This is a genomic window from Pantoea coffeiphila (genome assembly GCF_016909495.1).
In the GTDB taxonomy this organism is placed as follows: domain Bacteria; phylum Pseudomonadota; class Gammaproteobacteria; order Enterobacterales; family Enterobacteriaceae; genus Erwinia; species Erwinia coffeiphila.
In genome coordinates this window covers 486,598-507,693 of record NZ_JAFBFW010000004.1, presented here as the reverse complement: position 1 = coordinate 507,693, position 21,096 = coordinate 486,598, and the positions used below count along the sequence as shown (strand labels likewise).

General features: G+C 54.1%; 15 protein-coding genes. 7 read left to right on the top strand and 8 right to left on the bottom strand.

Going from position 1 to position 21,096, the window contains the following annotated elements; translation table 11 throughout:
• Positions 1-90: 90 nt before the first annotated feature.
• Complete coding sequence (der, locus tag JOE09_RS15795) at positions 91-1,596, top strand: ribosome biogenesis GTPase Der (protein ID WP_205066435.1); 1,506 nt, start codon at positions 91-93, stop codon at positions 1,594-1,596.
• A 345-nt stretch (positions 1,597-1,941) separates the two neighbouring features.
• Positions 1,942-4,374, top strand: coding sequence for a glucose/quinate/shikimate family membrane-bound PQQ-dependent dehydrogenase (locus JOE09_RS15790; protein WP_205066434.1), 2,433 nt, complete (start codon positions 1,942-1,944; stop codon positions 4,372-4,374).
• Between the two features lie 881 nt (positions 4,375-5,255).
• Here JOE09_RS15790 and xseA read toward each other — a convergent pair.
• On the bottom strand, positions 5,256-6,638 hold the full coding sequence (gene xseA / locus JOE09_RS15785) for an exodeoxyribonuclease VII large subunit (protein WP_205066433.1): 1,383 nt from the start codon (positions 6,636-6,638) through the stop codon (positions 5,256-5,258).
• Between the two features lie 170 nt (positions 6,639-6,808).
• Here xseA and guaB point away from each other — a divergent pair, with 170 nt between their 5' ends.
• Positions 6,809-8,275 carry an IMP dehydrogenase gene (guaB, locus tag JOE09_RS15780; RefSeq protein WP_200563097.1) on the top strand — a complete coding sequence of 489 codons (1,467 nt, stop codon included), beginning with the start codon at positions 6,809-6,811 and terminating at the stop codon, positions 8,273-8,275.
• A gap of 80 nt (positions 8,276-8,355) precedes the next feature.
• Entirely contained in the window at positions 8,356-9,936 is a 1,581-nt protein-coding gene (guaA, locus tag JOE09_RS15775) for a glutamine-hydrolyzing GMP synthase (protein ID WP_205066432.1), read from the top strand.
• 76 nt (positions 9,937-10,012) lie between these two features.
• On the opposite strand, the gene JOE09_RS15770 is transcribed toward guaA, so the two are convergent.
• The 3 genes from JOE09_RS15770 to murP form a co-directional block, all read right to left on the bottom strand.
• Positions 10,013-10,369, bottom strand: a complete 357-nt coding sequence (locus JOE09_RS15770; protein WP_205066512.1) for a helix-turn-helix domain-containing transcriptional regulator — start codon at positions 10,367-10,369, stop codon at positions 10,013-10,015.
• Complete coding sequence (locus tag JOE09_RS15765; RefSeq protein WP_105593235.1) at positions 10,353-10,697, bottom strand: type II toxin-antitoxin system RelE/ParE family toxin; 345 nt, start codon at positions 10,695-10,697, stop codon at positions 10,353-10,355. The genes JOE09_RS15770 and JOE09_RS15765 overlap by 17 nt, the downstream gene beginning before the upstream one ends.
• A gap of 191 nt (positions 10,698-10,888) precedes the next feature.
• Positions 10,889-12,331, bottom strand: a complete 1,443-nt coding sequence (gene murP, locus JOE09_RS15760) for a PTS N-acetylmuramic acid transporter subunit IIBC (RefSeq protein ID WP_205066431.1) — start codon at positions 12,329-12,331, stop codon at positions 10,889-10,891.
• Between the two features lie 1,331 nt (positions 12,332-13,662).
• Between murP and JOE09_RS15755 the strand changes: the two genes are divergently transcribed.
• Positions 13,663-15,078, top strand: coding sequence for an NAD(P)/FAD-dependent oxidoreductase (locus tag JOE09_RS15755; protein ID WP_205066430.1), 1,416 nt, complete (start codon positions 13,663-13,665; stop codon positions 15,076-15,078).
• A gap of 197 nt (positions 15,079-15,275) precedes the next feature.
• On the opposite strand, the gene JOE09_RS15750 is transcribed toward JOE09_RS15755, so the two are convergent.
• Complete coding sequence (locus JOE09_RS15750) at positions 15,276-15,683, bottom strand: DUF2000 domain-containing protein (RefSeq protein ID WP_205066429.1); 408 nt, start codon at positions 15,681-15,683, stop codon at positions 15,276-15,278.
• 39 nt (positions 15,684-15,722) lie between these two features.
• A complete protein-coding gene (locus JOE09_RS15745) occupies positions 15,723-16,595 on the bottom strand; it encodes an AraC family transcriptional regulator (RefSeq protein ID WP_239553108.1) in 873 nt (290 codons plus the stop codon).
• A gap of 332 nt (positions 16,596-16,927) precedes the next feature.
• Between JOE09_RS15745 and JOE09_RS15740 the strand changes: the two genes are divergently transcribed.
• Both JOE09_RS15740 and JOE09_RS15735 read left to right on the top strand, forming a co-directional pair.
• On the top strand, positions 16,928-17,704 hold the full coding sequence (locus JOE09_RS15740) for a DUF3750 domain-containing protein (protein WP_205066428.1): 777 nt from the start codon (positions 16,928-16,930) through the stop codon (positions 17,702-17,704).
• A 501-nt stretch (positions 17,705-18,205) separates the two neighbouring features.
• Positions 18,206-18,700, top strand: a complete 495-nt coding sequence (locus tag JOE09_RS15735) for a helix-turn-helix transcriptional regulator (RefSeq protein ID WP_205066427.1) — start codon at positions 18,206-18,208, stop codon at positions 18,698-18,700.
• Positions 18,701-18,735: 35 nt separating this feature from the next.
• On the opposite strand, the gene denD is transcribed toward JOE09_RS15735, so the two are convergent.
• Together denD and JOE09_RS15725 are read right to left on the bottom strand one after the other, a co-directional pair.
• The gene (denD, locus tag JOE09_RS15730; protein WP_205066426.1) at positions 18,736-19,713 is read right to left on the bottom strand and encodes a D-erythronate dehydrogenase; all 978 of its coding nucleotides are present in this window, start codon (positions 19,711-19,713) and stop codon (positions 18,736-18,738) included.
• Positions 19,714-19,730: 17 nt separating this feature from the next.
• Entirely contained in the window at positions 19,731-21,050 is a 1,320-nt protein-coding gene (locus JOE09_RS15725) for an MFS transporter (protein ID WP_200545586.1), read from the bottom strand.
• Between the last annotated feature and the right edge of the window lie 46 nt (positions 21,051-21,096).

Below are 21,096 nucleotides of genomic sequence, written 5' to 3'. Positions count from 1 at the left end.
CATTGTCCTGAGCCCTGCGGCGGAAAAATCTGTCTGACGCAGAGAATAGTATTCGCAGCCAGGCGTAATTTTCAGTTATGAGGCTTCAATATGGTACCTGTGGTCGCGCTGGTCGGGCGTCCCAATGTGGGAAAATCCACCCTTTTTAACCGTTTAACGCGCACGCGAGATGCGCTGGTGGCGGATTTCCCCGGACTTACCCGGGATCGCAAATATGGTCGTGCCGAAATCGAAGGCCGCGATTTTATTTGCATCGATACCGGTGGTATTGATGGTACCGAAGAGGGCGTGGAAACGCGTATGGCGGAACAGTCGCTGCTGGCGATTGAAGAAGCTGACGTTGTGCTGTTTATGGTTGATGCCCGTGCCGGGTTAATGCCTGCGGATACGGCTATTGCTAACCACCTGCGTTCGCGTGAAAAACCGACGTTCCTCGTCGCCAACAAAACCGATGGCCTGGATGCGGACGCCGCGGTACTGGACTTCTGGTCGCTGGGCCTGGGTGAAATTCATCCGATCGCGGCCTCGCACGGTCGTGGTGTGACCGGCCTGCTGGAGATGGTACTGCTGCCGTGGATGGATAAAGTCGATCCGCGCGAAGTTACCGAAGAAGAAGAGAATGCTGCCTACTGGGCAGAGCTGGAGCGCAAAGAAGCGAAAGCGCGCGGCGAAGTTATCGAAGACGAAAAAGAAGAGGAAGATGACTTTAACCCGCTGGATCTGCCGATCAAGCTGGCGATTGTTGGTCGTCCTAACGTCGGTAAGTCAACGCTGACTAACCGCATTCTCGGTGAAGAGCGCGTCGTGGTTTACGATATGCCGGGCACAACCCGCGACAGTATCTATATCCCGATGGAGCGTGATGGTCGTGATTACGTCCTGATCGATACCGCTGGCGTGCGCAAGCGCGGGAAAGTGACCGATACGGTCGAGAAGTTCTCGGTAATCAAGACCCTGCAGGCTATTGAAGATGCCAACGTGGTGATGTTGGTGATCGATGCCCACCTGGGGATCTCGGATCAGGATCTGTCACTGCTGGGCTTTATCCTCAACAGCGGACGTTCGCTGGTGATCGTGGTGAACAAGTGGGATGGGCTGAGCCAGGAAGTCCGTGACGAAGTGAAAGAGACGCTGGACTTCCGTCTGGGCTTTATCGATTTCGCTCGCGTGCACTTTATTTCTGCGCTGCACGGCAGCGGAGTAGGCAACCTGTTTGAATCAGTGACCGAAGCCTATGATTGCTCAACCCGTCGCGTAAACACCTCAATGCTGACGCGCATTATGAATATGGCCGCTGACGATCATCAGCCGCCGATGGTGCGCGGTCGTCGCGTTAAGCTGAAGTATGCCCACGCCGGTGGCTATAACCCACCTATCGTGGTCATTCACGGCAACCAGGTGAAAGATCTGCCTGACTCGTATAAGCGCTATCTGATGAACTACTTCCGTCGTTCACTGGAAGTGATGGGCACGCCAATCCGTATTCAGTTCAAAGAGGGTGAGAACCCGTTTGAAGGGAAACGTAACCTGCTGACGCCAAATCAGCTGCGCAAGCGTAAACGCCTGCTCAGCCATTTGAAGAAGAATAAGCGTTAATCTGTAAGGGAGCCTGATGGCTCCCTTTTTTTATGCCTGAATTTCACAAAATGTACCATATGGATAATTTTTTAGTTGGATGTTAACTTTTTGTTTATTACAGAATGAACCTGGTGGTACAATTTTGGCGTTAGTTGCGGGAGCTTATGTCCGTCAGGCCAGGTCTGACGGGTGTGTGAGCTTCAGCGTTTAACACCGGACGGGCTGGTCCCGCGTAATAATGTTAATAAAAATAAGACATCTATACTTATTGTAGCTCATCGTTATGAGCGGGATGGCAACCGCCGCACTCGGCGGTATCTGCCAGCAATAATGACGTCTTATTCTCTCCAGGAGTGTTTTTGTATGCCTCATACAGATGCCGGGTCATCAAAATGGCTGGGCTTGTGGTGTTTCCTGCTAGGGTTAATTCTGCTGGCAGCAGGCCTGTATTTTGTCATTGGTGGTGTAAAACTGATTTCACTCGGCGGTAGCTGGTACTTCGCGATTGCCGGTATTTTTACCGCCATTTCAGCGATTCAGTTCTTCCGTCGTAAATCATCCGCAGTGCTGATTTTTGCTCTGGTGTTTATTGGTACTGTAATCTGGGCCGTTCAGGATGCCGGTATTGATTTCTGGCCGCTGGTTTCCCGTGTGGTATTTTTCGCTGGCATGCTGCTGCTGGCGCTGATCACTTACCCGGCGTTACGCAAGCGTGAGGGCAAACCTTCAGCCGCTAAGCTTTCCTACGGTCTGAGCGCTGTGACCGTGGTTGGCCTGCTGGTTACCGCATTCGAAATGTTCCAGCCGCATCCTCCGGTTGCATCAAACGGTCAGGAACTGCCGCTGGTGCCGGTGGATAAATCAACCGAGCAGAAAAACTGGGATAACTACGGTAACACTGCCGGAGGAAGCCGCTTTGTGGCGCTGGACCAGATCACGCGTGATAACGTCAAAGATCTGAAACCTGTCTGGACCTTCCACACCGGTGATATTCCGGAAAGCCCAACCGGCAACGGTGCTGAAGATCAGCAAACTCCGCTGCAGGTAGGCGATCGTCTGTATCTCTGTACGCCGCATAACAATGTGATTGCCGTCGATGCGGATACCGGTAAAGAGATCTGGAAAACTGAAATCAACGCGCAGTCCCAGGTGTGGAACCGCTGCCGTGGTCTGGCTTACTTCGATGCCACTAAACCGCTGCAGCAGCCAAGCGTGCCGGATTCAACGCCGGTGACCGCGGTGGCTCTGGCTGCCGGTGATACCTGTCAGCGCCGTCTGCTGATGAACACCATCGACGCGCGCCTGGTGGCGATCAACGCCGACAATGGTGAAATGTGCCAGAACTTCGGCGATAAAGGTTTTGTTGACCTGAAAGCCGGTCTGGGTGATGCGGGCGATCCAAAATATCAGCTGACCTCAGCGCCAACCCTGGCGGGTACTACCGTCGTTGTGGGTGGACGCGTGGCTGATAACGTGCAGACCGATATGCCAGGCGGCGTACTGCGCGGCTTTGACGTGATCACCGGTGAAATGCGCTGGGCGTTTGACCCGGGCAATCCGGACCCAACGGCCAAGCTGGAACCGGGTAAAACCTTCGTTCGCAGTACGCCGAACTCCTGGGCTCCGATGTCCTACGACCCGGCGATGAACACCGTGTTCCTGCCAATGGGTAGCTCGTCCGTTGACCTGTGGGGTGCAAACCGTAACGCGCTGGACCATAAATATGGTGCCTCTATTCTGGCGCTGGATGCGACTACCGGTAAAGAAAAATGGGTGTATCAGACCGTTCATAACGATCTGTGGGACTTCGATATCCCAATGCAGCCAAGCCTGATCGACTTCCCACAGAAAGACGGCAGCAGCAAGCCAGCGGTGGTATTTGGTACCAAAGCAGGCCAGATCTTTGTGCTGGATCGCCTGACCGGACAACCGCTGACTGAAGTGAAAGAAGTGCCGGTTAAGCCTGGCAACATTCCAAACGAGCAGTACACGCCGACTCAGCCTAAGTCTGTTGGTATGCCGCAGATCGGTGCAGATACCATGACCGAGTCTGATATGTGGGGCGCTACGCCGTTCGATCAGCTGGCCTGCCGTATTGGCTTCAAATCTATGCGTTACGATGGTCTGTTTACCGTTCCGGGTACCGACCTGTCCCTCAGCTTCCCGGGTTCACTGGGCGGTATGAACTGGGGCAGTCTGTCGACCGATCCGAACAACCATTACATCTTCGCTAACGATATGCGTCTGGGCCTGTGGGTACAGATGATCCCGGCGAAAACCACCTCTGGTCCTGCCAGCAACGGTGGCGAAGCGGTGAATACCGGTATGGGCGCAGTTCCGCTGAAAGGCACCCCGTATGCGGTGAACAAAAACCGCTTTATGTCCCCGCTGGGCATTCCTTGCCAGAAGCCACCGTTCGGTACGCTGTCGGCTATCGACCTGAAAACGCAGAAGATTGTTTGGCAGGTGCCGGTTGGTACGGTGCAGGATACCGGTCCATTTGGTATCAAAATGAAAGCGCAGATGCCGGTGGGCATGCCAACGCTGGGCGGTACTCTGGCCACACAGGGCGGCCTGGTATTTATCGCCGGTACTCAGGACTACTACCTGCGTGCTTTCGATACCTCAACCGGTAAAGAAGTGTGGAAAGCCCGTCTGCCAGTTGGCAGCCAGGGTGGCCCAATGAGCTACAAGTCGCCGAAAACAGGTAAGCAGTACATCCTGATTTCTGCGGGCGGTGCGCGTCAGTCTCCGGATCGCGGTGACTACGTGATTGCCTACGCGCTGGATAAATAAGTCGAGCGACTTACTGGACTGAGCGTTCTGTAATGCAGTGCTCCCTTCTGTAACAGCGTCATGCTGGCCGGAAGGGGACTCTAAGAAACCGCCGTCTCTTTGAGATGGCGGTTTTTTTATGTATGGAATATCCGGTAGTAATCCTGCTCTGCGGTCGACATAGCGTAACAAGCTGAGAGCCGGTATATCGTGAGTAACACGTTGCTGTGAAACAACGGACTGGGATTCAGCCTCTGCTGCTGCTCCAGGACGGTCCTCGCGCCGCAATGCGGTGCCCTCGGTTACAGCTGCTGGCCTGTCGGACCGGCGGAGACGGTATATCCCTATACCGACCCCGCCTGATGCCAGCGTCCTGCTGGCATCTCCTGGCCATCAGCTTCCACCTCAGCGCTGCGGATGCCCTTACGCAGCATCAGAGGCTGCCTCCTCCAGACGATTTCATCGCTTTTCGTTTTTAGGTTTTCAGGCAACACGAAAGTCAGAGAGCAGGCTGACTGTGCCCACGAGAGGGCAATCCACAGCGCTGAGCGGAGAGAGGAAGCCAGGATTCGGCTGCATGGACGCGGCCGAAAGTCACAGCCGGGCAGGGACGCCCGTCTGTGGCGGTCCGGGAGGCTGACGAGCGAAGTGAAGGAACCGCAACGCGGCGCGAGGACCCGCCCGGCCGGGGGTACTGCCAGCCAGCGCAACCGTCCCAGGCTGTAAACATCGTAGCGTAAATGCGCGTCTGTGTTGGTCCGGGAGGCTGATAAACGGAGTGAGGGAACCGCGAAGCGGCGCGAGGACCGCCCGACCGGGGGCACTGCCAGCCAGCGCAACCGCTCCGGGCTGCAAGCGGCATGACTAAATCCAGCCATATCGTGCAAGCGATGCCTGACGGCTCAGGAAGCAGAACGCCTACGGGGTTTCTTAACCGGTGCTATCGGCGTAACCGCAGTCACTTCGCTCTCCACCCAACCATCATCCAGCCGCGTCTTCAACGTATCACCAGGATGCAGCTGCTGCGTTTTCTTCACCACCTGACCATCCGCCGCGGTGGTGACGCTAAATCCGCGTGCCAGCGTAGCCAGCGGGCTGACGCCCTCAAGCTGAGCGGCCAGATTGCTGAAGCGCTGCTTATTGCCGTTAAGCTGCTGCTGCATCGACTGCTGTAGGCGATACTGCCACTGCTGTAGCTGCTGCCGGAGACGCTCCACGCGCATCTCCGGGCGAATGGCACCCAGGCGCTGCTCCGCACGCTCCTGCTGGCGAACGGCCTGACGAACCTGCAGCTGCACGGCATCATCCAGACGGCGGCGTAGCTTAATCAGCGCAGTCTGCTGCCGCGCCAGCTGGAGCTGCGGATGCTGCTGCTGAAGGCGGTGATGCAGGCGGGTAAAGCTGCGCTGCTGCTGCGCGAGATAGTAATCCATTGCCATCTCCAGCCGCTGCTGCTGTGACTGAAGCTGGCGCATCAGCTCAATTTGATTACGGCTGACCAGTTCGGCAGCCGCTGACGGTGTTGGCGCGCGCAGGTCAGCGACAAAATCGGCGATGGTGACGTCGGTCTCATGGCCGACGGCGCTGACAATAGGAATACGGCTGGCAAAAATCGCCCGCGCCACGCGCTCGTCGTTAAAGCTCCACAGATCTTCCAGCGAACCGCCGCCGCGACCGACGATCAGCACATCACACTCGCCACGGGCATTCGCCAGCTCAATCGCACGAACAATACCGGCAGGCGCTTCCGCACCCTGAACCTGAGTCGGATAGATCACCACCGGTAGGGAGGGATCGCGGCGATGCAGCACGCGCAGCACGTCGTGCAGAGCGGCACCGCTGGCGGAGGTAATCACCCCAACCTGGCGGGCCGGATCGGGCAGCGGCTGCTTGTGAATCTGTTCGAACAGGCCTTCCGCCATCAGGCGCTGTTTAAGCTGCTCAAACTGCTGCTGCAACAGCCCGTCACCGGCAGGCATCATGCTCTCTGCAATCAGCTGATAGTCGCCGCGTGGCTCATACAGCGTGATGGTGGCGCGCACCAGCACCTGCTGACCATTCTGCGGCCGGAAATCAACGCGGCGGTTGCTGTTGCGGAACATCGCGCAGCGCACCTGGGCACCGTCGTCCTTCAGCGTGAAGTACCAGTGGCCGGAAGAGGGCTGGGAAAAATTGGAGATCTCAGCGCTCAGCCACACCTGGCCCATCTCCATCTCCAGCAGCTTACGCACTGTAGTATTGAGACGGCTGACGGTAAAAATATTAGCGGTTGGCGGTAGCGACATGTGATGAAGATCAAATTTTAAATCAGGAGGTTAATCAACCGATACTACATGGCTGAACGAAGGTTTCAAGAGTTTTTATTAAAAAGTACTGGAGGCAATCGATTACGGCCTGTATAATGCCGCGGCAATATTTTACAAGTTCTCATTCACCCTGAGGTTGAGATATTGCCATGCTAAGAATCGCTAAAGAAGCCCTGACATTCGACGACGTTCTGCTCGTTCCTGCTCACTCTACTGTATTACCGAACACTGCCGACCTCAGCACCCAGCTTACCAAAACTATTCGTTTGAATATTCCAATGCTGTCCGCTGCCATGGATACCGTGACCGAAGCCGGTCTGGCCATTGCACTGGCGCAGGAAGGTGGCCTGGGCTTTATCCACAAAAATATGTCCATTGAGCGCCAGGCGGATGAAGTTCGCAAGGTGAAAAAACACGAAAGCGGTGTAGTAACCGAACCGCAGACCGTGCTGCCAACTACCGCCCTGAGCGAAGTGAAAGCCCTGACCGAGCGCAACGGTTTTGCCGGCTACCCGGTTGTTAACGGCGAAAATGAACTGGTGGGTATCATCACCGGTCGTGACGTTCGTTTTGTCACCGATCTGACCCTGCCGGTTTCTGCTGTAATGACGCCGAAAGAGCGTCTGGTAACGGTGAAAGAGGGCGAAGCCCGCGACATCGTTCTGCAGAAAATGCACGAAAAACGCGTTGAGAAAGCGCTGGTCGTGGATGACAGCTTCCACCTGCTGGGCATGATCACCGTAAAAGACTTCCAGAAAGCAGAGCGTAAACCTAACGCCTGTAAAGACGAACACGGTCGCCTGCGTGTGGGTGCCGCCGTTGGTGCCGGTGCCGGTAACGAAGAGCGCGTTGATGCGCTGGTAGCGGCCGGTGTTGACGTGCTGCTGATTGACTCCTCACACGGCCACTCCGAAGGCGTTCTGCAGCGTATTCGCGACACCCGTGCTAAATACCCTGACCTGCAGATCGTTGGCGGCAACGTGGCGACCGGAGCCGGTGCGCTGGCGCTGGTTGAAGCGGGCGTGAGCGCGGTGAAAGTCGGTATCGGTCCTGGTTCTATCTGTACGACCCGTATCGTGACCGGCGTAGGTGTACCGCAGATCACTGCCGTATCCGACGCGGTCGCTGCGCTGGAAGGTACCGGTATTCCGGTTATCGCCGATGGCGGCATCCGCTTCTCTGGTGATATTGCGAAAGCTATCGCTGCCGGTGCCTCAGCGGTAATGGTGGGTTCCATGCTGGCGGGTACCGATGAAGCACCGGGCGAAATCGAACTTTACCAGGGCCGTTCATTCAAGTCCTATCGCGGTATGGGTTCCCTGGGCGCGATGTCCAAAGGATCTTCTGACCGTTACTTCCAGACCGACAACGCCGCTGACAAACTGGTGCCGGAAGGAATCGAAGGCCGCGTGGCCTACAAAGGTTTCCTGAAAGCGATTGTGCATCAGCAAATGGGCGGCCTGCGCTCCTGTATGGGCCTGACCGGCTGTGGTACTATCGACGACCTGCGTACCAAAGCGGAATTTGTTCGCATCAGCGGTGCCGGGATTCAGGAAAGCCACGTTCACGACGTGACCATTACCAAAGAGTCCCCGAACTACCGCATGGGTTCCTGATAAACCCTGTACTGTGCGCCCGGCTTAGCCGGGCGTTTTACTACTTCCCGTATTTGAATTACATCGCCCTGGAATAGCCAATGACGACGGAAAACATTCATAAACACCGCATTCTGATCCTCGATTTCGGTTCACAGTATACTCAGCTGGTTGCGCGCCGCGTGCGTGAGCTGGGCGTGTACTGCGAACTGTGGGCGTGGGACGTAACCGAAGAGCAGATCCGCGGTTTCAAACCGAGCGGCATCATCCTCTCCGGCGGTCCGGAAAGCACCACCGAACACGGCAGCCCGCGTGCGCCTGAGTACGTGTTTAACGCCGGTGTGCCGGTGCTGGGCGTATGCTACGGCATGCAGACCATGGCAATGCAGCTGGGCGGCGCGGTTGAAGGTTCTAACGAGCGTGAGTTTGGCTATGCGCAGGTAGAAGTGAAAACCCAGAGCGTGCTGACCCGCGATATCGAAGACGCCCTGAGCGCCGCCGGTAAGCCGCTGCTGGACGTCTGGATGAGCCACGGCGACAAAGTCACCGCGATCCCATCCGACTTCGTGACCGTTGCCAGCACCGATACCTGTCAGTTTGCCATTATGGCCAACGAAGAGAAGCGCTTCTACGGCGTACAGTTCCACCCGGAAGTGACCCATACCCGTCAGGGCCAGCGCCTGCTGGAGCGCTTCGTGCGCGACATCTGCGAGTGCGAAGCACTGTGGACCCCGGCGAAGATTATCGAAGATGCCGTTGAGCGCCTGCGCGAGCAGGTTGGCGAAGATAAAGTGATTCTGGGCCTGTCCGGTGGCGTTGACTCTTCCGTTACCGCGATGCTGCTGCACCGCGCCATCGGCGATCGCCTGACCTGCGTATTCGTGGATAACGGCCTGCTGCGCCTGAACGAAGCCCAGCAGGTGATGGAAATGTTCGGCGACCACTTTGGTCTGAACATCATCCACGTTGAAGGCGAAAAGCGCTTCCTGGATGCGCTGGCGGGTGAAAACGATCCGGAAGCTAAACGTAAAATCATCGGCCGCGTGTTTGTTGAAGTCTTCGACGAAGAAGCGCTGAAGCTGGAAGACGTGAAGTGGCTGGCACAGGGCACCATCTATCCGGACGTGATTGAGTCTGCGGCATCTGCCACCGGCAAAGCGCACGTCATCAAATCTCACCACAACGTGGGCGGCCTGCCGAAAGAGATGAAGATGGGCCTGGTTGAACCGCTGCGTGAGCTGTTCAAAGACGAAGTGCGTAAAATCGGCCTGGAGCTGGGCCTGCCGCACGCGATGCTGTTCCGTCATCCGTTCCCTGGTCCGGGTCTGGGTGTGCGCGTGCTGGGCGAAGTGAAGAAAGAGTACTGCGACCTGCTGCGCCGTGCGGATGCCATCTTCATTGAAGAACTGCACAAAGCCGACCTGTACAACAAAGTCAGCCAGGCGTTTACCGTCTTCCTGCCGGTTCGTTCCGTGGGCGTGATGGGCGATGGCCGTAAATACGACTGGGTTGTTTCCCTGCGTGCGGTAGAAACCATCGACTTTATGACTGCACACTGGGCGCACCTGCCGTATGACTTCCTCGGCCGCGTTTCCAACCGCATCATCAACGAAGTGAACGGCATCTCCCGCGTGGTTTACGATATCTCCGGTAAGCCACCGGCCACGATTGAGTGGGAATGATTTAACGCCAGTTCCTGGCTAATCACTTCTGTTTAATACCGCAAAAAGCCTCTGTTCTTACAGGGGCTTTTTCTTTTCAAGGGCGATTCGGTGTTAAGCGGATTCCCGCAGCACGGGTGATTTCCGTCAGCGTTTTGATAGTTGGATTACCTTCATTAGATAGAGCCCGGTAGATATTCTGGCGTGCAAGACCTGAACGTCGTGATATTTCGCCAACGCCTCCACGAGCTTCAACCACCCGGCGAAGCGCGGTAAGAAATGCAGATACGCCACCTTCCTCATAAATGTCTTCTAATGCGGTTTGTAGGTAAATTTCAGCATAAGAAGGATCGGCGCGAAGCTCCTCAATAAACAGAGCATCGCGGTCTACTGTGGGTGGGAAGTTCTGAGTATCCTGAGTTGATACTGCGTCTGCTTTAGTATTGGCTGTCATTTTTTGACCTCTTTTTATAGTCTTGCAGGTATCTAATTGCATGATCTAAATCCGTATCCTGAGATTTTTTAGTGCCACCTATAAGCAGTATGATGATTTTGTTCCCCTCAATCGAGTAATACACACGGTAGCCAGAACCGTAATTAATGCGCATTTCCCATACACCATCCCGCTCGAACTTATGATCGCCAAAGTTACCTGCTTCTGCACGATCGATACAGTTGTCGATTTTGGATACCGCACGAAGATCCTTTTTCTTGAGCTTTTCTCTCCAATCATTAAATGGTTGCTTTCCGTTTTCATCTTGATAGTACTTCGATTGATACATCTTTTCCCCTTCGTCCCTGAGTTTAATTGTAATTTATAAGTTACATACGTTCAACGTTCCTTCTATGACTTTGACTGGCAGGCCATTCCTGAACCGGTGGTGAAATGTTGAGGGTTCAATTTCGACGAAACAGAACGTTGGTAAGTACACGAATTTATGTACAGTCTCAAAGAAGACCCATAACCCAATCTTCAGCTCAAATCCACATCCTTCCAGCCAAAGCACCACGTGATGATAAAACCGCTCACGTAGGCGACAAGAAGCCCCGCCGCGTAAACCGCCATGCCGGTATAGATCCCCTCGTTAGAGGTCATCAGCGGTAGCGTCACCAGCCCGGACGGGCCGAACACGGTGTTCATGCCAATCGGTAGCCCAAGCCATGCCACCAGGCCGATAAAGAAGCCGCCGCAGGCACCGCCCAGGCAGGCGGTGACAAACGGTTTTACCCGAGGCAGCGTCACGGCATAAATCAGCGGTTCGCCTATGCCCAGCAGGCCGGGAATAATCGCGCCTTTCACCTGATTACGCGTGGCTGAGTGCCTGGCCGAACGGAAGTAAAGCGCCAGCGCGGCACCGACCTGTCCGCCCCCGGCCATCGCCAGTATCGGGAACAGGGAGTTAAAGCCCTGGGCATCCATCAGCGCAAAATAAACCGGGATAAAGCCCTGATGCACGCCGAAAACGACCGCAATCAGGAACAGTCCGGCAAGAACCGCGCAGCCAAACGGGTTGCCGTTCAGGTGCAGGAACAGCCAGGACATGCCTTTAAACAGTTCGCCGCCAATCGGCATGATTAAGGTAAAGGTGATTGCGCCGGTAATAACCAGCGTCAGCAGGGAGGTGAGGATCATGTCGAGATTGTCGGGGATAACGCGGCGGAGCTGCCGTTCGATCCACGCGCCGAGAATTGAGGCAATCAGCACGCCAATAATATTCCCTCGCGGATCGATGCTCATGCCAAAAAAGTTATCGATCCCGGAGAAGTAGCCCACCGTCGCATCGGGGTTGTAACCCAGCACGAACAGCGAGGCAATAATGGCGCCGTTAACACCGGTTCCGCCGAAGGCTTTCTGCGCGTTGTAGCCAATCAGTATCGGCAGGAAGGTAAACAGTCCCTTGCCGAAAATCTTCATGTAACCGACGATCTGCACCAGCGTCACATTCTTCTCAGCCGCATTTGCCAGCAGGCTTTGCTCGAGCAGCGTTGCAAAACCCAGCAGCATTCCGGCGGCAATAAAGCCGGGTATCAGCGGCGTAAAAATGGTGGCGAACTTCGCCAGGAACTGATGCACGGCGCTGGTTTGGCTGGCTTTAATCTTCTGCTTGTTATCGCGAGCCACTGCGTCAATAGCTGGGCCTTCAATATCAGCAACCGCGCCGCTGGCCAGCAGCATATTCATCATTTCAGCGGCGGTCTGCGCTTTACCCGCCCCGAGAACGATTTGCAGCTGATCTTCAGTATTAATCACGCCAAGAACACCCGGCAGCACTTTCAATTTGTCGCGATCGACAAGCTGGTCATTGCTTAACGTCAGGCGCAGTCGGGTCATGCAGTTTCCGCAGGCCACGACGTTGTTTTTACCACCGACCTGTTGCAGGATCTCAGCAATCAACCGTTCCGTAATCTTTGCCATAAATCGTTCTCCGTATTGACCTGCGCGATGCGTATGGGGCAGAGGTTCCAAAATGGGGAATTTCTCGTCTCACTTATACGCGGCCTGAGCCTCTCCCCGCTAAAAACCCAAAGATAGCGTTGCTTGAGTATTACAGTTTTCTGCCCACTCTTCTTGAGGTTCCCCTTTATCAGGCAGCGTACGCAGCGGATTTAATGGCAAAATGTGACCTTCAGCGTTGTAGCGCTGCGTTAGCAGTAGGCATACCGCAGAGAAAGGTAACGAATATGAAGAAAATCAGCATGTCTACGCGTATGCGGGTTAAAGCCGAAAATCTGATGTGTCAGGTGTGTTCGTGGCAGGATCTTGTATATATTCAGCGCCGTTGCGAAATTCAACGAAATAACTGATTTAACGATATAGTGAAGTTTACCCCTGAGATTAGGGTGGGGTTAGCAGGTTTTATTGCCCTTAAATAAATCTTTTTTTTCATCGCGCTGGTGATTAAATCATCAAAATACTCCGGCTAAAAAAGATGCGGTTATCTTATGTCGATAACCTTAGCTATATAATGTCTATAAAGTAACCCCGTAATGTCTGCGCCTAAACGGCAAGCATTAAGTGGGTGCTGGATTTTACAGCGTGTATGTTGTCTGCCACTGCTGATGATTGCTAAAAATGACATTTTAATATTCAGGGTTAATTCAATCTCTCGATTTTTTTGATTATTTTTTATTTTTTTTAAATGAATAATTAATCATTAAATTTACACTGATTTACGTTTATTTATGCACTTTTTATTCACAAAAGTGAATGGTTTTGGTCGTTTTACACGTTTTTCAGTGTGTTGGTGGTTATCATAACGTGCATAAAAGGGTGTTTTTATGTGTCAAGTTTGTTAATGTGCGCACCGATGGATGTTTTGTTACCCCCTGAGATGCCGTGCTGCAACATGCAACCGGACAAGAGATAATTAGGAATGCGCACTCACATACGCGATCCCGGAAATTAACGTTTCCGCTAAAGAGATTCTGTTAACGTTTTAGATGCCGTCCATGACGTGATATGGATAACGGCCAGATTCGTACGGCTGGAGGCTGACGGAAACTCAATTTTAATTATCCGTAAAGCTATTGGTGATTATATTAATAATCGTCAGGGATGCCTTTGCATTTTTTAGGGAACAGGAATCGCTGCCTGTTAATCAACATTAAAGCTTCACCAGATATCAATTCTTAAAATTAACACCGAATGTCGTGGGGATATCGCCTGCGTACTGTTCGCTACAGATGAATTTCTCGGGTAACGGCATCGGGAAAGCTGCTTACCTGTTATTAAAAGGAAAATCTAAAATGAATATCACAAGAAGAAAATTTTTGATTGGTGGTGCAGCCGTGGTTGCTGCCGGTGGTGCCGGGATATTGACTCCGATGCTAACTCGCGAAGGTCGCCTGATCCCGGGTAAACCGCGAGTTGGCTTTGTTAACGGTCTGAATGGGCCGTTGCCAAAGCAGTCCGATGTCGTCGTTGTGGGGGGCGGGATTCAGGGGATTATGACCGCAATCAACCTGGCTGAGCGCGGCCTGTCGGTTGTGGTTGTTGAAAAAGGGAATATTGCCGGTGAGCAGTCGAGCCGTTTTTATGGTCAGGTGATGACCTATAAAATGCCGGATGCCACTTTCATGCTGCACCATATGGCGAAGCAGCGCTGGCGCGAGATGAATGCCAAAGTGGGTGCCGATACCAGTTATCGCACGCAGGGCAGGGTTGAAGTTCCACTGGATGATGAAGATTTAGCACACGTCAGACAGTGGATTGATACCAAACATAAAGAAGTGGGTTCAGATATCCCATTCAAAACCCGAATCATTGAAGGTGATGAACTGAACCAGCGCTTAAAAGGTGCCACGTCCAGCTGGAAAATCGCTGGATTTGAAGAAGACTCAGGCAGTCTCGATCCGGAAATCGCCGCCTTCGTGATGGCTGAATACGCGATGAAGATCGGTGTAAAAATCTACACCAACTGTGCCGCCAGGGGTATTGAAACCCAGGCCGGTGCCATTTCCGATGTGGTGACTGAACAGGGTGCAATCAGAACGTCGCAGGTTGTGGTTGCCGGTGGGGCCTGGTCCCGACTGTTTATGCAGAATCTGAATGTCAATGTGCCAACGCTGCCAGCCTATCAGTCACAGCAGCTGATCAGTGCTGCGCCGGGTGCACCTGGCGGTAACGTTGCATTACCGGGGAATATTTACTTCCGTGAACAGGCCGACGGCAGCTATGCAACCTCGCCGCGTGTGATTGTTGCTCCTGTTGTGCAGGAATCCTTTATGTACGGCTACAAGTATCTGCCGCTGATGTCCCAGCCTGACTTCCCGGTGCATATTTCACTCAACGAGCAGCTAATCAATACCTTTATGCAGCCAAAACACTGGGCGCTGAACGAAGTGTCGCCGTTCGAGAAATATCGCGATATGACCGCGGCTCCGGACGTTCCTGAGCTGGAAAGTTCACTGGAGAAACTGAAAGCGGAGTTCCCGGCGTTTAAAGATTCAAAACTTGTCGATCGCTGGAGTGGCGCGATGTCGATTGCACCGGATGAGGACCCAATCATCTCCGTGGTGAAAGAGTACCCGGGTATGGTGATCAACACCGCGACCGGCTGGGGAATGACGGAAAGCCCGGTTTCAGCCGAGATAACCGCCGATCTGCTGCTTGGTAAGACGCCTGTGCTGAATCCTGAGCCATTCAGCCTCTATCGTTTCTAACGAGGCAACCGCGGATAAAACCGGACGCTTCGCCAGTAAGGCACCGTTGCACACTCTGATTGATCGGGCGTTGCGCCAGTCAGCCAGAGTGTGCAGGTTCTGTCTGAGAGGTGTCCGGGTTAAAATGCGCTGCTGCACCAGTAAAAATACTCCATAAATCAGTGCAATGTGGCGAAGGGGGGGACTGTTATCAATTTTTAATTGTGTAATCCCAGTCCTTTAATCACTTTATCCACGATCTTTTTCGGCCCACGTACACCCAGCCCGACCAGATTTAAATTGTCTGCGTCCTCAGCCATAAAGACATCGCGGTTCGCTTCATCGTGTCCGGTTGAAAACATCGCATGCACGTAGGGGATCAGCGTTAACTCGCGCTCCAGCCCTTTGCGATGTGCCGTCTGCAATCCATTGATATCCGCTGCAAAAATCAGCATAGGCTGGCCGGACATATTGCCGTACTGGCGACCTTTGGCATCAACGTAAGGCGCGCCCATAATTTCGGGGGCCGTGGCGGCAATCCCCGTCGCCAGGAATGCCACAACATTTAAACGCTGCCAGGTGGGCAAATCATCACGCACGATAAAGGCGATTTTTGTATCAAACATCGGTAGCCATTCTCCGGTCATCTGTATGAGATGACATCATCAGAGATGACGGGCCTGTCGATCTAGAACGTTTGTGCAATGGCGTTGGTAACCCGCCGGTGAAAGGCGATAAGCGCGCTGGAACCAGCGCCCCATATGGCTTTGGTCGGAAAAACCGACGTCTGAGGCAACCCGTGCGGGTTCAATGCCCTGTGCGAGCATTACCCGCGCGGTGCGCAGCCGAAGCCGGACCAGGTAAGCGTGTGGTGACTGGCCGAAGGCCTTCTTAAACTGACGGCTCAGGCGAAAGCGGTCAAGGCCAGCGTGCTGAGAAAGCTCATCCAGCCCGATATCCAGGTGCATACGGTCGTGCAGATAATCACGTAATTGATACATTTGCATCAAAGACTCATCAAGGCTGACGGCCGGCCTGTTGCCGATATGGCGGGAGAGCAGATACAGCAGGTGATCTAGCGTCTGATCGCGAGCCAGCCGACCTTCCTGATGATGAACGGCAAAAAATGCCTGCTGAATGGCTGTGATTAATTGTGAATCATCGGTCAGAGTATGGCGAAACGCGGCTTCAATCACCGAAACATCACCCAGCCCGCGACGCTGCATCATCTCTGTGACCCAGCTTTGCGGTAGGTAAAGCATCACGTAGGTAAAGCCGTCGACGTCCGGCGCGTGGCCGTCGTGAACGGCACCGGGCTCAATCAGGATCGCGCGGCCAGGCTGGCTGGTATGCAGGGTGCGATGGCAGTTAAACCGTTGAAGGCCCTGCATAGTTACTCCGACCAGCACTTCGTCATGATCGTGCGGATCGTAGGCGTGGCCACGAAAATGCGCGTTGATGCTCTCTATGCCGGTCTCATCATCACGACGGAAATTGACCCAGTCTCTGCTGCCACCCATATTGCCCGGCGTATTCATCAGGAATATCCTCGAACTATGCCCGCAGTATTCAATCAGAAAAGCGCGGATTATCCCTTATCGTGCCACCGAAAGGGGGAATCGTCCACCTACTGTCAAGCTATGTAATAAGCGTGGTCCTGCAATAGACGACCAGTGGCTTTTATGTCAATTTAGCGACAGATGCTGCAAATCTGTTCCGCATCAATCTGCAAACGTTCAGTACCACCTCCTGCTTATTTCCGATTCGACGCCAGGTGTTCGCACGTCTGAAAACAGGCCTGAATGGCAGGAGATGTGAAATTTTGTGCGCGGTATTCACCCTGAACTATGAACTGATAAAGGAGCTGGCCATGCTGCCATTGAAAGCGCTGAGCCTGATTATTCTCTGTATTATGCTGCTATCGCTGGGTATCAGCCTGGCACAGGCAACCCATCACGCGGAGTCAGCCGGTCAGGGCTGGTGGTCGGCCCGGCGTGATTCCTCAGGGATGGCACCCGATCCGGCCCGGTTAGCAAATCTGGCGATTGTGCAGGTGTATGTTGCACCCACCTATGGCTGGAAAGGCAAGGTGGCAGTGCATCCCTGGATTATTTTTAAGCGTGCGGGTGAAACTCATTTTAGCCGCTATGAAGTGATTGGCTGGGGCAACGGCGACAAGGTGCGGCTGAATGCTAACCCACCGGATGGATACTGGTATGGCGCGAAGCCACGTCTGCTGGTGGAGCATCGGGGATCTGCGGCAGAAGCGATGATCCCGAAAATTCAGGCGGCGATTGCTTCTTATCCGTGGCCGCAGACTTATCACGCCTGGCCCGGGCCTAACAGTAACACCTTCCTTGCTCATATCGGGCGGGAAGTGCCCGATTTACAGCTTGATATGCCGGCAAACGCAGTCGGAAAAGATTTTCGCTCCCTGCTTAACCCGATAGGGTTGCCGCCTTCCGGACGTGGGCTGCAGGTGTCTTTGCTTGGCCTTGCCGGCGTTACGCTGGGAGCCGAAGAGGGGATTGAAATCAATATTCTGGGACTGAATCTGGGACTGGAGTTTGCCCCGCTGCGCCCGCGTCTGCCTTTTATCGGTGGGATTGGTGGCGAGAATCTGCAAAGCGATCGTCTGCAAAACTAGCCGTTCTGTTCTCACCGTTAATCTCCCGTTTGCTGTGGCTGGTTACAATTTGCGAGCTGGCCCGCAACATCATTCTCATCAGTGTAAATTCACCGTTCTTTTTACGGCAACCCTCCAGCAGTTGCTTGTTCACACTGGTTCTTTCGATTCAGTCCTGGCAGAGTAGGGGAAAGAATAACCAGGTTGTCACTTGACAACCTTAATACCCGAATGCACTATGGAGGAACAGATGGATCGACATTGCCATGCCATAAAAGAAATTGAAGCCGTACTCCGGTATGCCGAAGAGCAGGGCTGGCGCGTGGTAAGCAAAGGCGGACATGCATGGGGAAAAATGTACTGTCCGTGGAACAGCGTTGCCTGTCGATGTGGGGAATTTTGCATTTCCTGCATATGGAGTACGCCGGGGAATGCCGTTAATCATGCCCGACAGCTCCGGCGAGTCGTTGAGCACTGCACATTTCGTCAGCAGTATGAGGCACAATCAGGAAGAGGAACGCCATGGAATACACATTTACATTGAAGTATCAGCTATCAGAGACAGTAAGCGACACGGATGAGCTGGTTGAAAAACTGGCACAGGCAGGCTGTGATGATGCGCTGATTGGGTTGGGGATACCGGGGCGTATTGCACTGGAATTTATCCGTGAGTCAGATTCTGCACAGCTGGCCATTTATAGCGCAATGCAGCAAATTTCTGCCGTGTTAGCCGATGCGGTGCTGTTTGAAGTCTCACCGGATTATGTCGGATTGACCGATGTGGCCGATCTTATCGGCGTCTCCCGGCAGAACATGCGCAAGCTGATGCTGGCACATCATCTGACTTTTCCCGCTCCGGTCCATGAAGGCTCAACGGCTTTCTGGCATCTTGCTGATGTGTTGTCTTGGCTGGAAGGGCGGGGAAGCTATCGTTTGCCTGCGGGAGTACAGGAAGCCGCTCTGGTGGCGTTAAGTATCAATTTGCTCAACCAGAAGCGGCGTTACCGGCAGGAGTAGGTCAGCAGAGCCGGTCAATACCGGCCCTGGTGACATCATGCAGTGGCTTCTTTCTCTGCAAGATATTCTCTGACCATTTCGTCAAATGAGGCATTGGCTTCAAAGCCGAGGCGGCGGGCGTAGTCAGCATGGAAATCGCCGGGCCAGGAGTTAACGATATTAATAATCGCCTGGTCTGGCTGATAGCTGATGCGGGCAACAACGTCATCACCGGCGATTTTGCGCAGTGACCCAATCATTGTTTCTACGGTTACCGACAGGCCGCACAGATTGATGACGCGCCCCTGATCCAGTTTCTCGCTATCAAGCTCATGGCCGCGGATGAGCGCTGCAACGGCTTTGTCTGGTGACATCAGCCACAGACGGGTATCGGTGCTGACCGGGCAGTTCGCCGCTTCGCCGTTCAGCGGCTCACGGATAATGCCGCTGGCAAAGCTGGATGCGGCTGCGTTCGGTTTACCGGGGCGGATGACGATAGTTGGCATACGCAGACTACGGCCATCCAGGAAGCCACGGCGGCTGTAGTCTGACAGCAGCAGGTCGTTCATTGCTTTCTGCGTGCCGTAGGAGCTTTGCGGCATCCACACCTGCTCATCCGGTACTTTATCCGGCAGGTTACCGCCAAATACCGCCACTGAGCTGGTGGTGACCAGGCGAATACGCTGCGGTAATGCGCGCAGGCGCTCCATGATCTGGCGTGCAGCGTCGACGTTGATTTTCATACCGAGGTCGAAGTCCTGTTCTGCCTGGCCGGAAACAATGGCTGCCAGATGGAACACGCTGTCGGTTTGCTCGTTAATCAAATTAGCCAGTTCAGCCGGGTTACTGATATCGCCGCAGACAACTTGCAGGCGCGGATCGTCAATACCTGCCAGCGGCGCGATATCGAAAGCGGTAATTTTTGTGATGTTCTGCATCTGGCCCTGGCGGTTAAGCAGTGAACCTTTAGCCAGCAGCGCTTTAACCAGTTTTTTTCCCAGGAATCCGGCGGCTCCGGTGATGACGATATTCATAGTTTGCCTCGTTAGAATTAGCGGTTAACAACACGGCCGGGGATCAGGAAGATCGCTGCAGCACCAACAAACAGCGTGCAGGAAATGATCAACATACCGGCCAGGGTCGAATGAGTCAGATCGCTCAGGAAGCCCATCAGGTAAGGGGCGACAAAACCTGCCAGGTTACCGAAGGAGTTAATCAGGGCGATACCTACGGCGGCCATGGTGCCGCCGAGGAAGGCAGTGGGCAGGCTCCAGAACAGCGGCAGCGTGCTTAACCCACCGGCCGCACCCAGAGTCAGGCCAAACATCGCAATCCACAGGTTGTCGGCATAGAGGGCTGAAATAACCATGCCGACACCGCTCATGATGGCAATGACGGCCAGGTGCCAACGGCGTTCACGGTGTTTATCTGCGCTGCGCGAGGCGACAATCATGGTGACAATGGCTGCGGCGTAGGGAATAGCCGTCAGCATGCCAACCGTGAAGACATCTTCAACCCCGGCGTTGCGAACCAGCGTTGGCAACCAGAAGCTGACGGTGTAGAAACCAGCGATCAGGCAGAAGTAGATCAGGGTCAGCAGCCACAATTTGCCGTTGCGCAGTACCGCGCCAAGGCTGGCCTGCTCATGTGGTGAATCCTCTACGGCATCCTCCTGTACGCGGGCATTCATGATTGCTTTCTCTTCGGCGCTGAGCCATTTGGCGTCGTTGATGCGATCGGGCAGCATTTTTAACACCAGCAGGCCCACCAGCAGCGATGGCGTCCCCTGCAGGATAAACAGCCACTTCCAGCCGGCAAGGCCATGCATATTATGGAAATGATCCATAATCCAGCCTGAGATCGGGCCACCCAGCAGACCAGAGAGTGGGACGGCAGCGGCGAACAGTGCAAACATCTTTCCGCGACGGTAGGACGGGAACCAGAATGAGAGATACAGGATCACCCCGGGATAGAAGCCTGATTCAGTCAGGCCAAGCATAAAGCGCACGGCATAAAACTGGAATGGCGTAGTGACCAGTGCGGTCAGCGGGGCAATAACCGCCCAGCATGCCAGTAGTGCAGCCAGCAAACGGCGTGCGCCAAAGCGCTGAAGAACAATATTGCTGGGTACCTGGAAAAAGAAGAAGCCGATAAAGAAGATACCTGCACCTAATCCATATACCGTTTCTGAAAATGCCAGATCGCTCGACATTTGCAGCTTGGCAATACCGACATTAATACGATCGAGATAGGCGAAGATGTAGCTGATCATCAGTATTGGGAGGATACGCCAAACCGCTCGCTTCCATGCATTTTCCTCCCGATCGCTGATATGGCTGCTGAGCGGCGGTGCCGATGTTTGCATATTCATAATTCATCCTTCGTGTAGGGAAGAGTCAGAGGAAAATCCGTTCTTC